Consider the following 12,715-nt stretch of genomic DNA (forward strand, 5'->3'; position numbering starts at 1 on the left):
GATGGACGGCGTCACCGTCGTCACCCACCCGCTGGTCCGCCACAAGCTGTCGATCATGCGGGCGAAGGACACCTCGACCGCCCGCTTCCGCCAGCTGCTGCGCGAGATCTCGACCCTGCTCTGCTACGAGGTCACCCGCGACCTGCCGCTTGAGGACTATCCCGTCGAGACCCCGGTCGGCCCGACCACCGGCCAGCGCATCGCCGGCAAGAAGATGGTCTTCGTCCCCATCCTCCGCGCCGGTCTCGGCCTGGTGGACGGGATGCTGGAACTGGTCCCCTCGGCCCGCGTCGGCCACATCGGCCTGTACCGCGAGCCCGAGACCCTCGACGCCGTCGAATACTATTTCCGCGCGCCCGACGACGTCGCCGACCGCCTGTGCGTGGTCATCGACCCCATGCTGGCGACCGGCAACACCGCCGTCGCCGCCATCGAACGGCTCAAGGAGCGCGGCGTCACCAACATCCGCTTCGTCTGCCTCGTCGCCTCGCCCGAGGGGCTGGAGCGGCTACGCGGCTGGCATCCCGACGTGCCGATCTGGACGGCGGCCGTGGACGAGCGGCTGAACGACCACGGCTACATCGTGCCGGGGCTGGGCGACGCCGGCGACCGGCTGTTCGGGACGCGCTGAGGCCGAAAACGCTCAGAGCCAGCCCAGCCCGCGGAGCGCCAGCAGGATGAAGGCGAGGACGATCAGGGGCCCGAAGACGCGCAGCGTGTACCGCGTGATCCGCTCGGGAAAGAAGGTGTCTGAAATCCCGCTTCCCGCCTTGCCGAGCCGCGTGACCATGGCGGTCATCGGGCATTTCATCCCGTTGCCGACGAAGACGACGATCTCCACGCTGATCAGGCCCAGCGCCCACCAGAGCCAAGGCCCGCGGGCGCCGCTGATCCCGGCGTAGAGCAGCACGAACACCGACCCGGCCATGACGACATAGATCACGGTGTGCAGGCCGCGAACCAGCCCCAGCCGCTGGTCTTCGGTCACCGGCCCGCCGCCCTACTCTACCGCCCGCACATTATCGTCCGAGTTCCGGTCGATCCATTTGTTGTACGGATCGACCCCGGCGAATTCCGGCTCGAGCGTGGTGATGAAGCGCAGCGTCTGCACCCCCGACCGGATCGGACGGCGCTCCAGCAGGACCACGTCGTCCTCGTCGAAGCGGCCCTTGCCCGGCTCGGCGGTGAAGATGCCGACGTCGAACATCTCGTTCAGCGGGGCCGCCGTCTCGACGCCCTTGCCGTCCGCATACAGTTTGCGGGCGTCGACCGTCACCGCCACGTCCCAGCGGCCGTCGGCGCGGCGCGTGGCGGTCACCCCGGTCGTCTTGACGTCATACAGGGTGATCTTCTCGAACAGGTCGGTGATCAGCGCCTGTTTGTCCGCCGGGGCCTCGGCCCGGATGGCCGCGACCAGGTCCAGCGAGCGCGGATAGGGCGCGCCCTTGAAGGCATATTGCGCCAGCAGCCGGCGCAGGGCGCGGTTGACCGCCTCCTCGCCGATCTGGTCGCGCAGCAGATACATGACCAGCCCGCCCTTCTGGTAATGGATGTACTGCTGGTTCTCGTTGCGCATGAGCGGCATCTCTTCCAGCCGCTCGGTCCCCCGCGCGCGCAGGTAGCGGTCCAGTTCCTGCTTCAGGAAGCGACGGATCTGATCCTTGCCGTACATCTTCTCCATGACCATCAGCGCCGAATACTGGGCCAGGGTCTCGGACAGGACGGTCATGCCCTGCTGGTTCGAGCCCACGACCTGGTGGGCCCACCACTGGTGCCCGAACTCGTGCGCGCCGACATAGGTGACGTAGTCGACCTTGGTCGGATCGCTCAGGTCGGCGATGAAGCCCAGCCCTTCGGACCAGGCGAAGGTGTTGGGATAGGACTGGGCGAAGCTGGCGTAGTCGGGGAACTCCACGATGCGCGCCTGCCGGAACTGGTAGGGGCTGAAATTGGCCTGGAAATAGTCCAGCGAGGCCGCCAGTCCATCCAGCATACGCGGCACATTTCGGTCGTGGGCGGGGTCATGGAAGACCACCAGCTCGACCCCGTCATGCATTCGCGCCGTCCGCTCGTAGCGGGCCGACTGCACCGAGAAGAAGTTGAGCACCGGCGACTCGGTGAGGAACCGGCTGGTGCGGCGGTCGCCGTTGACGACGTCCGAGACCATCCGGCCGGGCGCGATGACGGTCTGATCGGCGTCGGTGCTGACGGTGATGTCGGCGGTGACCCAGTCCGCCCCGATATAGTTGCGACGCCGGGCGGATTCGTCCTCCAGCTTCGCCAGACGCAGTTCCGCCGGCAGACCCGCCTTGCGACGTTTGGTGCGGTCGGTCAGCAGTCCCTGGCGGTCCATGCCGACCCTCGGCGCGAACTCGAAATTGTTCACGAAGGTCCCGTTGTCGACCAGTCGCGTGGTGTTGCCGCTGGCCTTGAAGCCGCGCTGCTCCATCACCGTCTCGAAGGTGACGGCGCGGCGCTCTCCCGGCTGCATGGGCGTGGCGAAGCGGTAGATGCGGAACTCGAATTCTTCCCACTCGCGGGCGACGCTCGCGCCCTCGACGGTCAGGCTGACCATCTCCAGATCGTCGCCCCAGCGCAGGTGAACCTCGGGCAGGGGCGCGCCGGTGTTGTTGACCAGCACATAGGATCCGCGCGTGGTCAGCTTCGGCTGATGCGGGCGAAGGTCCATGACCAGCCGCACATCGGCCACCGACGGCTGCGGCGTGATCTCATAGCGCAGCAGGGCCTTCTCCATGGCGGCCTGCTCGGCCTCCTGCGCCGCCTGCGTCCGGTACTCGTTCCAGACGTTGGTGTTGATGTAGATGAAGACGCCGAGGCCGATGAAGGTCGCCAGAGCCGCGCCGCCGATCAGGCCGGCCGGTCCCATCAGCCGGTGCGGCAGCCGCTTCAGACGCGGCCACAGGCGTTGCTCCGTTCCCCGCCGCCACAGGCCATAGGCCAGCACCAGCAGAATGACCCCGAAGGCGCTCCAGTAGCTCCCCCACCAGAGCGCGAAAGTCCCGAAATCCCCCTGGCCGTTCATGTCCGACAGAGGCCCGAGCAACCCGGACCGATAGCTGTAGAGGGGGTGGTCGAAACCGAGGTTCGACAGCACCAGGGTCGAGATCAGATAGACGACCATGATCGCCCAGCCGACGAATTTGTTGGGCGACAGCGCCTGAACGAAAATCGCCAGCACCGCCAGCAGCGTGAAGCTGAGCGCCTGCGGCAGCACGTACCAGAGCAGATACTTGTCGAACTCAAAATCAGTGTGCCCCTTGATCATCTGGGTGACCACGCCGGCAAGCACGCCAATCAGCAGGGTGGAAATCAGGACCAGCGCCAGGGCAAGGGTCTTGGGCAGCAGAAAGGTCCAGTCGGGGGTCGACGACGCATCGACGATCTCATGCACCTTGCGGTCCCGATCCCGCCAGACCAGTTCGCCGGCGTAGTAGATGGAGATGATGATCGAGATCAGGCCGAAGGTCCCGGTCAGGGCGGTGATGACGACCCGCGTCACCAGCAGGATCGGCGCGCCGTAGATCTCGCCGGTGAAGAACAGCGTCGCCACGGCGAAGGCCATGGCCAGCAGGATCAGCACCACATAGGCCGGGCTCTTGAATACCAGCACGGTCTCGAACACCGCACGGGACCAGAGCTGGGTCAGGCCGCTGGAGAAGCCGTAGCTCGGACGCGGCAGGGCGCCGACCGGCGTGACGACGACGTCCTTCTCGACCAGCGCCTTCAGCCGCTCCTGCTTCTTCAGCTTGGCGCCGCGCGGGGAGGGCCGGTACAGCAGGTAGGCGGCGGCCAGCAGGACGGCGCCGACCGCGGTCCAGATCACCCGGTTCCAGAGCAGAACGCCCTCGATCGGGGCGTTGAGCGTGTTCCGCTCGGCCGCCGTCCAGTATTTGGTGACCAGGCCGTAGGCGCCGGCGCCGAACGGTTCGGCCCAGGCCATGGCCGTCTCGAACTCGGGCCGCGATCCGAGCACGCCGTCCGCGGCGAGGTAGGCGATCAGCACCGCCACCACGCCGATGTAGGTCGCCATCATGGACCGGGTGACGGTGGCCAGCATGAAGAACAGGGCCGAGGTCAGGAACAGGCCCGTCAGTCCGAACACCCCATAGGCATAAGCGTAGTCGCCCAGCCGCAAGGGCCCGAGGGTCTCAGGGTCGACCCAGGGCATGAAGGTGCCCAGCAGCGTGCCGATCGCGATGCTCATGTAGCAGAGCGCGACGGCGGCGAAGGCGCCGAAGAACCGCCCGTACAGATAGGCGCCCTTGGTGATCCGCGTGGACAGTATCATCGGGCCGAAACCCGTTTGCGTGTCCCGCGCGACGACATTGGCGACGATCGCCGTCGTCGCCAGCATGAAGAAGACGTTGAAGATGATGTGCGCGCCGGCAAGGGTGTGAGGGGCGTTCTTGTAGACGTTTCCGCCTGACCCCAGCGAGACGTTGTCACTGGCGACCGCGCCGAAGGCCAGCAGGCCGAAGACGATGGCGATGACCCAGAAGGCCGGCTGGCGCAGCTGATAGCGGAATTCGAAACTGGCGATCTTGGCGAACATGATCCGTCCCTCAGGCCGCGCGGCGCGAGGCGTTCACGGTCGCCAGATAGACGTCCTCCAGCCCGCCCGATGCGAGCTCGAAGCCGTCGCCCGGATTGGTGTCGGACAGGACGTGGATCACGGTGCGGCCGGCGAACAGCCGGGTCGAGATGACGTTGTGGCTGGCCTGGTGATCGGCCAGATCAGCCTTGTCGATGGTCTTGCTCCACACCCGGCCCTCGAGGGCGTCGGTCAGGTCGAGCGGCGAGCCCTCCAGCTGGATCTTGCCGCCGGCCAGCACCGCCATGCGCGGGCACAGGTCGGTGACGTCCTCGACGATATGGGTCGACAGGATGACGACGACGTTTTCGCCCACCTCGGCCAGCAGGTTGAGGAAGCGATTGCGCTCCTCCGGATCGAGACCGGCCGTCGGCTCGTCGACGATGATCAGTTCGGGGTTGCCGATCAGGGCCTGGGCGATGCCGAAGCGCTGGCGCATGCCGCCCGAGAAGCCGGCCAGGGCCTTGCCACGCACGGGCCACAGATTGACCTGGTGCAGCAGGGCCTCGACCGTCTGCTTGCGGTCCTTGCCGTTGGAGATCCCCTTCAGGACCGCCATGTGATCCAGCATGTCGTAGGCCGAAACGCGCGGGTAGACCCCGAAATCCTGCGGCAGATAGCCGAGCACGCGGCGCAACTGCTCCGGGTTCCTGATCACGTCGATGTCGCCAAAGCGGATCGAACCCGAGGTCGGGGTCTGCAGGGTGGCGATCGACCGCATCAGGGTCGACTTGCCCGCCCCGTTCGGCCCCAACAGGCCGAACATCCCCTTGGGAATGGCCAGGCTGACGTTGTCCAGCGCCCGCGTTCCGTTGCCGTAGACGTGGGTCAGGTTTTCAATCGTCAGCATGGGAGCCCTCCGTGAAGTAAAGGGACCTTGTCATCGGCCTCCTCCCTCCGCAAGTTACGGTTCGGACAGGTTGGCCGTCCAGCCGGTCAGGCGGCGCCCTTCGCCCGCCGCCGGAAGGCATGCAGCAGCGGCTCCGTATAGCCGTTCGGCTGGCTGACGCCGTCGAACACCAGGGCGCGCGCGGCCTGGAAGGCGAGGCTGTTCGCCGGGTCCGGCGCCATCGGCCGGTAGAGGGGATCGCCGGCGTTCTGGGCGTCGACCTTCGCGGCCATCCCCGCCAGGGCCGCCTCAATCTGTTCCGCCGAGCACACCCCGTGCAGCAGCCAGTTGGCCATGTGCTGGGACGAGATGCGCAGGGTGGCGCGGTCCTCCATCAGGCCGACGTCATGGATGTCCGGCACCTTGGAGCAGCCGACGCCCTGGTCGATCCAGCGCACCACATAGCCGAGCAGGCCCTGGGCGTTGTTGTCCAGCTCCTCGGCGATCTCCGCGTCAGACCAGGTCACGCCGCTGGCCAGCGGCGGGGTCAGCAGGGCGTCGAGACCGGGGACCGGACGGGCGGCGATTTCGGCGCGCAGGGCGAAGACGTCGGTCTGGTGATAGTGGAGCGCGTGCAGGGTCGCGGCGGTCGGCGACGGCACCCAGGCGGTGTTGGCCCCGGTCTTCGGATGCGCCGCCTTCTGCTCGAGCATATCGGCCATGCGGTCCGGCGCGGCCCACATGCCCTTGCCGATCTGGGCCCGGCCCGACAGCCCGCATTGCAGGCCGATGGCGACGTTGCGGGCCTCATAGGCGGCGATCCAGGCCGATGTCTTCATGTCGCCCTTGCGCACCACCGGCCCGGCCTGCATCGCCGTGTGGATCTCGTCGCCGGTGCGGTCGAGGAAGCCGGTGTTGATGAAGACGATCCGGTCCCTCACCGCATGGATACAGGCGGCGAGATTGGCCGAGGTGCGGCGCTCCTCGTCCATCACCCCGACCTTGATCGTGTGCCGATCCAGCCCCAGCAGGTCCTCGACCGCATCGAACAGGGCGTTGGTGAAGGCGCACTCCTCCGGCCCGTGCATCTTGGGTTTGACGATGTAGATCGAACCGGCGCGGCTGTTGCGGAACCGACCCCGCCCCTTCAGGTCGTGCATGCCGATCAGGCTGGTGACGATGGCGTCCAGCACGCCCTCGGGCGCGTCGCCGCCGTCCGGCAGCATCACGGCGGGCGTGGTCATCAGATGACCGACGTTGCGCACGAACAGCAGCGACCGGCCCGGCAGGGTCACGGTTGATCCGTCGGACGCCGTGAAGTCCCGGTCCGGCGCCAGCGCCCGCGTCATCGACCGGCCGCCCTTTTCGAAGGTCTCGACCAGATCGCCGCGCATCAGGCCCAGCCAGTTGCGATACGCCGCGACCTTGTCGGCGGCGTCCACGGCGGCGACGGAGTCCTCCAGATCGACGATGGTCGACAGGGCCGATTCCAGCACCACGTCGGCGATCCCCGAGGGATCGTCGCGGCCGATGGGGTGGTCGCGATCGAACACCACCTCGATATGCAGGCCGTTGTGGCGGAACAGGCGCGACCGCTCGGTGCGGCCGATGTACTGACCCGGATCGCGGATGGCGATGCCGCCGTGCGGATCGCCCAGATCGTCCCAGCGGCCCTCAGCCAACGGGACGGCTTCGTCGAGGAAGGCCTTGGCCCGCGCCACCACACGCGCGCCCCGCGCGGTGTCGAACGGCCCGGGCGGCGGCGGGTCGCCCAGCGCATCGGTGCCGTACAGGGCGTCATACAGACTGCCCCAGCGCGCGTTGGCGGCGTTGAGCACGAAGCGGGCGTTCAGGCTCGGCACCACCAGCTGCGGCCCAGCGAGCGTGGCGACCTCCGCATCGACGTTGCGTGTACCGATGGCGAACGGCGCCGGTTCATCGACCAGATAGCCGATCCCGCGCAGGAAGGCCTCGGAGGCCGCGCCGTCATGGGCCGCGCCGCGCCGCTCGCCCTGCCAGGCGTCGATCCGCACCTGCAGATCATCGCGAACGGTCAGCAGCCGCCGGTTCTCAGGCGCGAACCGCGCGAAGATGTCCGCCACCCCCGACCAGAAGGCGTCTGCCTGTATCCCCGTCCCCGACAGCGCTTCATCCTCAATGAAGGCGGCCAGTTCGTCGGCGACCTGAAGACCGGCGCGCGGCGTCATCGACATGGAGCACTCCTCGGGGGCGGAGCTGAAACATTCCGTGATGACCCTGCAGAAGTCGAGTGCTTTTCGCAGCCGCGAAGGAGACAGCAGTTGCAGTTGAACCGGACGGGCGCATCATCGCGCCATGAAATCACCGTCCTGGCTGCGCCTGCATTGGCCGTTGGTCCTGCTGCTTCTGATCGCGTCCTCCAGCCTGTTCTGGCCCCTCGGCGGTGGCTGGCTGTCCCGACTGGCGTTGGGCTGGGACGTTGGCGTCGGCCTGTTCCTGCTCGAGACCATATGGAAGCTCAGGCGCGCCCGGTCGACGGACGACATCCGCCAGCGCGCGGCGGCGCTCGATGAGGCGGGCGGCGCCGTCCTGCCCCTCGCCCTGTTCGCGGCGCTGGCCAGCATCGCCGTGGTGGTGGGCGAAGCGGTGCGGGTCGCGGGAGACGGCGAAAAGGCCGGCGGCGCCGCCATCCTGGCCTTGGCGACCGTGGCCCTGTCCTGGACCTTCGTGCACCTGATCTTCGCCTTGCACTACGCCCACGCCTTCTACGCGCCGACGGGCAAGGGCAAGGACCGCGGTGGGCTCCTCTTCCCCGGCGGCGAGGCGCCCGACTATTGGGACTTCCTGCATTTCTCACTGATCATCGGCGTGGCCCAGCAGACCGCCGACATCCAGATCACCGACCGGAGGCTGCGCCGCACGACGACCGTGCACAGCCTGACGGCCTTCCTGTTCAACACCGTGATCGTCGCCCTGACGGTCAATCTGGCGGTCGGCTTGCTGGGGGCCCGTTAACCCCTCCGCCTTGACTTGGCCGCAGTTCGCGCCCATTTGCGCTGCGTCGCACAATTGCGATGCCCCGGTGCGCTCCAGCGCGTGTGGGTCTTCTGACTTCGAAGACCTGACTGTAGCAGCGGCCGGCCCTCAAGATTCATTCGCTGCCCGGACACGCGGGGCGGCGCCCGATCCACCCCGAAGGCCTCACCTTGAGGCCCTGTCGGGACTGGCGGTGCGCGGCCTTTTCGGCGTTGAGCCATGGCTGTTGCGCGTCGCCGCATACGCGAAAGACATCCGCTCCATGAGCAAGACATTCGACACCTTTGGCCTGAACCCGGCCCTGCTGCAGGCGCTGGCCTCCGAAGGCTACACCACCCCGACCCCGATCCAGGCCCAGGCCATTCCTGACGTCATGGCCGGCAAGGACCTGCTGGGCATCGCCCAGACCGGCACCGGCAAGACGGCGGCCTTCGCCCTGCCGATCCTGCACCGCCTGGCCGCCAACCGCGTCGCGCCCAAGCCGCGCACCACGCGCGTCCTCATCCTGTCGCCGACCCGCGAACTGGCCAGCCAGATCGCCGAGAGCTTCAAGACCTATGGCCGTCACCTCGGCTTCAAGGTCGCGGTCGTCTTCGGCGGCGTGAAATACGGCCCGCAGGAACGCGCCATCCAGGCCGGCCTCGACGTGCTGGTCGCCACCCCCGGCCGCCTGCTGGACCATATGCAGCAGAATACGCTGGACCTGTCCTGCACCGAGATCTTCGTCCTCGACGAGGCCGACCAGATGCTGGACCTCGGCTTCGTCAAGCCGATCCGCCAGATCGTCAGCCGCATCCCGGCCATGCGCCAGAACCTGTTCTTCTCGGCCACCATGCCCAACGAGATCGGCAAACTGGCCGGCGAACTGCTCAAGGACCCGGTCAAGGTCTCGGTGACGCCCCAGGCCACCACGGTCCAGCGCATCAGCCAGTCGATCATCCACATCGAACAGGGCCGCAAGCGCGCCCTGCTGACCGAGATGTTCAGCGATCCGGGCTATACGCGCTGCCTGGTCTTCACCAAGACCAAGCACGGCGCCGACAAGGTCGCGGCCTATCTGGAAGCCGGCGGCGTCGAAGCCGGAGCCATCCACGGCAACAAGAGCCAGCCGCAACGTGAACGCACCCTGGCCGCCTTCAAGGCCGGCAAGCTGCGCGTCCTGGTCGCCACCGACATCGCCGCCCGCGGCATCGACGTCGACGGCGTCTCGCACGTGCTGAACTTCGAGCTGCCGTTCGTGCCGGAAGCCTATGTGCACCGCATCGGCCGGACGGCCCGCGCGGGCGCCGACGGCACCGCCATCAGCTTCGTCGCCGGCGACGAGATGAAGCTGCTGCGCGACATCGAAAAGGTCACGCGCCAGAAGATCCCCTCGACCGACCGCCGCAACGACAAGTCGCTGGCCCTGCTGGACCAGTCGATCATGGCCGCCGGCGTCGGCTCCAAGGCCTCGATGCCCGACGACGGCCGCGGCGACCGCCAGCAGCAGCGCGGCCCGCGCAATCCGCGCCGCGACGGCGTCAAGCTGGAAGGCGGCGGGCAGCCGCACCGCGTCCGCAAGGCCGGCCCGGGCCGCGACGCCCGCCCGACCCCGGAACGCGCCTTCGATCCGCTGGCCCGCGAGCGTCCGCGCACCAGCAACAACGACCCGCGCCACACCAGCGCCCCGGCCTCTGCCTCGGCCAAGCCCGACGGCGAGATCAAACGCCGCCCCCGCCGCCGGAAGCCGTCCAATGGCGGCAAGGGGTATGCAGCCCAGGGCTGATCGGCTCGACTGAATAGCAAGACGCCCGCCGGAGCGATCCGGCGGGCGTTGTCGTGTGTGCAGGAGGAACCCGACCTTCAGCCTGAGGCAGCGGGGTCTTCCGGCAGGCCGTCGGTCACCAGCCGGCCGCCGGTGTATCGAATGTCGTCGGTGACCTCGAGGAAGGCGAAGTCCGGCATCGGATAGTTGGCCATCGCCTCGACGTCACCGAACTCCGCTTCCGCCATGATGAGGCCGGTGAGCGCGCCTTCGAACACATCCACCGAAACATCGGCGCCCGCGATGTTTCCTAGGTAGTGCCGCGTTTTCCGAAGAATGTTCCCCGGCAGCGAAGACAGCAGATCGAACTCCACGGGCGACAGATAGATCGAGGTCAGCAGCCGGACCGCTGGATTGACGTCGGCCTTTCGCCCCAGCCGCAGCATCGGAGGACCTCCATCCGAAGGCAGCGCCTCGCGTAGCCGAAGCTGGGTGCCCTCGACATAGAGATCCTTAAACGCCTCGGTGCGGACGACCCTGTCAAACGGCACGGCCCTGCAGAGCCAGCGGCGCTCACGCTCGATCCATGCGTATTTCGTCTTCGGCCAACCGAGCGCCGCGGCCGTCGCCTGATCGATTTCCGGCACGCCACCCTCTCCTGATGCGCCTCCCTGTAACGAAAACGCCCGACGGATCGCTCCGGCGGGCGTTCTGGTTTCAGCGCCTTGAGCCCAAGGGGATCAGGCGGCGGCGCTGACCGGCGCGGGGGCCGAGGATTCCGACGGGTCGCGCAGCACATAGCCGCGGCCCCAGACGGTCTCGATATAGTGTTTGCCGCCGGCGGCCGTGGCCAGCTTCTTGCGCAGCTTGCAGATGAAGACGTCGATGATCTTCAGCTCGGGCTCGTCCATGCCGCCGTACAGGTGGTTGAGGAACATTTCCTTGGTCAGGGTGGTGCCCTTGCGGAGCGAGAGCAGCTCCAGCATCTGGTATTCCTTGCCCGTCAGATGGACGCGGTGACCGTTCACCTCGACCGTCTTGCCGTCCAGGTTCACGGCGATCTCGCCGGTGTGGATGATGGCCTGGGCGTGACCCTTGGAGCGGCGGACCACGGCATGGGTGCGCGCGATCAGCTCGTCCTTGTGGAAGGGCTTGGTCATATAGTCGTCGGCGCCGCCGCCGAAGGTCTTGACCTTGGTCTCGATCTCCGAGGAGCCCGAGAGGATCATCACCGGCGTATTGACCTTGCCGACGCGCAGCTGACGCAGAACCTCAAGCCCGTTCATGTCGGGCAGGTTCAGGTCGAGCAGGATCAGGTCATAGTCATAGATCTTGCCGAGATCGATGCCTTCCTCGCCGAGGTCCGTCGTGTAGACGTTGAAACCCTCCGACTTGAGCATCAGTTCGATGCTCTGCGCGGTCGCGTGATCATCTTCGATAAGCAGGACGCGCATTCATGCCCCTCCAGGCAAAGCTTGACGGTAAGAACCGTCATCGGAGAACGGGTAACCTTGTTCGGGAGTTAACCGAGGAAAAACTTAAGAAAGGTTAACACCAGTCCAGTGAGGCGAATCGTAGGCTGATTTGCGAATCGGCGTCGAGAGTCCCGAGTCAAGCGAACGAGATTATTTCGGACGGTGACCGGTTCGCGCCGATGCGTCCGTTTTCGACGTGGCTATAGGATTATATTCCTCTGGCGGCGTTCGCGGCCTGAATGACGGGCGTCCGACGGGATGATGGGAGTTTTGGGATGGACGAGATCTGGCGCGCGCCGGTCACGGATGACGATCGCATCCGGGCCGGACTGGCGCTGCAGCTGGTCGCGGCGGCGACGGGCATCACGGCGGAACGGATGAAGGCGAGCGCCCGCCTGCGGGGCCCTGCCTGTCGGGCCCGCTGGCTGGCCCTGTACACGGCCTATGTCACCTTCGGCTGGCCGCTGGAGCGGGTGGCCCACGCCTTCGGACTGAACCGGGCGACGGCGGCGGCGGCCTGCCGCTGGGCCGAGGACGGACGCGACCATCCGTCGATCGACGCCCTGCTGGACCGGCTGGAGCTGTGTGTGAACCACCTGCTCGACGCGCCCGCCTGCGAGCTGCCGGCATGACGGGCGGCGCGGCGAACCCGGAAGACGGGGCCGTGGCGCGGGCCCGCCGTCTGTTGGCCCGGCGCGGCGGTTGGATCGAGGCCGTGCCGGACGGCTACGGGCTGAGAGCTGGCGGCGACCGGCGCGGCCGCATCGTCCTGACCCTCGACGAGGCGGGTTTTCGCCGGCTGGTCGAGGCGCCCGGCCTGAAACGGCGTCCCGGCGGCGGCTGGGTCGCGCGGTCCGCTGTCCCGCCCGGCGCGGAGGCTCCGGAACCCGGCCGGCCGGGTCTGATCGAGGGCACCCGGACCGTGATGGAGGGCGACGGGCGGCCCGTCGCGCGGCGCGCCAACCTAGGACAATCGGCCGTCGCCTGGCTGGCCCGGCGGCGCGACGCGGACGGCCGCCCCTGGCTCGGCGCGGCCGAGG

10 protein-coding genes and 1 pseudogene are annotated in these 12,715 nt (G+C 67.6%); 5 read left to right on the top strand and 6 right to left on the bottom strand.

Annotated features, from left to right (window positions below):
• The first annotated feature begins 1 nt into the window (after position 1).
• The gene (upp, locus tag B2742_RS11205) at positions 2–631 is read left to right on the top strand and encodes a uracil phosphoribosyltransferase (protein WP_292066264.1); all 630 of its coding nucleotides are present in this window, start codon (positions 2–4) and stop codon (positions 629–631) included.
• Positions 632–643: 12 nt separating this feature from the next.
• On the opposite strand, the gene B2742_RS11210 is transcribed toward upp, so the two are convergent.
• The 4 genes from B2742_RS11210 to B2742_RS11225 form a co-directional block, all read right to left on the bottom strand.
• Entirely contained in the window at positions 644–988 is a 345-nt protein-coding gene (locus tag B2742_RS11210; RefSeq protein ID WP_292066252.1) for a hypothetical protein, read from the bottom strand.
• 12 nt (positions 989–1,000) lie between these two features.
• Positions 1,001–4,573: an ABC transporter permease/M1 family aminopeptidase gene (locus B2742_RS11215; RefSeq protein WP_292066253.1), complete on the bottom strand. Its 3,573-nt coding sequence runs from the start codon at positions 4,571–4,573 to the stop codon at positions 1,001–1,003.
• 10 nt (positions 4,574–4,583) lie between these two features.
• Positions 4,584–5,462 (bottom strand): ABC transporter ATP-binding protein, encoded by an 879-nt coding sequence (locus B2742_RS11220; RefSeq protein ID WP_292066254.1) that lies wholly within the window; start codon positions 5,460–5,462, stop codon positions 4,584–4,586.
• A gap of 86 nt (positions 5,463–5,548) precedes the next feature.
• The gene (locus tag B2742_RS11225; protein WP_292066255.1) at positions 5,549–7,654 is read right to left on the bottom strand and encodes a malate synthase G; all 2,106 of its coding nucleotides are present in this window, start codon (positions 7,652–7,654) and stop codon (positions 5,549–5,551) included.
• A 121-nt stretch (positions 7,655–7,775) separates the two neighbouring features.
• On the opposite strand from B2742_RS11225, the gene B2742_RS11230 reads away from it, so the two are divergent.
• Positions 7,776–8,435, top strand: coding sequence for a DUF1345 domain-containing protein (locus B2742_RS11230; RefSeq protein WP_292066256.1), 660 nt, complete (start codon positions 7,776–7,778; stop codon positions 8,433–8,435).
• A 283-nt stretch (positions 8,436–8,718) separates the two neighbouring features.
• On the top strand, positions 8,719–10,221 hold the full coding sequence (locus tag B2742_RS11235; protein WP_292066258.1) for a DEAD/DEAH box helicase: 1,503 nt from the start codon (positions 8,719–8,721) through the stop codon (positions 10,219–10,221).
• A gap of 77 nt (positions 10,222–10,298) precedes the next feature.
• Here the strand turns inward: B2742_RS11235 and B2742_RS11240 are convergent, their stop codons facing one another.
• Together B2742_RS11240 and ctrA are read right to left on the bottom strand one after the other, a co-directional pair.
• Positions 10,299–10,847 carry a hypothetical protein gene (locus tag B2742_RS11240; RefSeq protein ID WP_292066259.1) on the bottom strand — a complete coding sequence of 183 codons (549 nt, stop codon included), beginning with the start codon at positions 10,845–10,847 and terminating at the stop codon, positions 10,299–10,301.
• Between the two features lie 93 nt (positions 10,848–10,940).
• Entirely contained in the window at positions 10,941–11,654 is a 714-nt protein-coding gene (gene ctrA, locus B2742_RS11245) for a response regulator transcription factor CtrA (protein WP_292066261.1), read from the bottom strand.
• A 296-nt stretch (positions 11,655–11,950) separates the two neighbouring features.
• Between ctrA and B2742_RS11250 the strand changes: the two genes are divergently transcribed.
• A complete protein-coding gene (locus B2742_RS11250; RefSeq protein WP_292066263.1) occupies positions 11,951–12,307 on the top strand; it encodes a chromosomal replication initiator DnaA in 357 nt (118 codons plus the stop codon).
• Positions 12,304–12,715 (top strand): annotated as a pseudogene (locus B2742_RS11255) (hypothetical protein); the annotation flags it as partial. The gene B2742_RS11250 and the pseudogene B2742_RS11255, both read left to right, overlap by 4 nt.

It is taken from the genome of Brevundimonas sp. UBA7664 (assembly GCF_002483305.1).
GTDB lineage: Bacteria > Pseudomonadota > Alphaproteobacteria > Caulobacterales > Caulobacteraceae > Brevundimonas.

Bases quoted from the DNA above. Each gene is read 5' to 3' on its own strand.
- upp (WP_292066264.1), top strand. From the start codon at position 2: ATGGACGGCGTCACCGTCGTCACCCACCCGCTGGTCCGCCACAAGCTG.
- B2742_RS11215 (WP_292066253.1), bottom strand. From the start codon at position 4,573: ATGTTCGCCAAGATCGCCAGTTTCGAATTCCGCTATCAGCTGCGCCAG.
- B2742_RS11220 (WP_292066254.1), bottom strand. From the start codon at position 5,462: ATGCTGACGATTGAAAACCTGACCCACGTCTACGGCAACGGAACGCGG.
- B2742_RS11225 (WP_292066255.1), bottom strand. From the start codon at position 7,654: ATGTCGATGACGCCGCGCGCCGGTCTTCAGGTCGCCGACGAACTGGCC.
- B2742_RS11230 (WP_292066256.1), top strand. From the start codon at position 7,776: ATGAAATCACCGTCCTGGCTGCGCCTGCATTGGCCGTTGGTCCTGCTG.
- B2742_RS11235 (WP_292066258.1), top strand. From the start codon at position 8,719: ATGAGCAAGACATTCGACACCTTTGGCCTGAACCCGGCCCTGCTGCAG.
- ctrA (WP_292066261.1), bottom strand. From the start codon at position 11,654: ATGCGCGTCCTGCTTATCGAAGATGATCACGCGACCGCGCAGAGCATC.
- B2742_RS11250 (WP_292066263.1), top strand. From the start codon at position 11,951: ATGGACGAGATCTGGCGCGCGCCGGTCACGGATGACGATCGCATCCGG.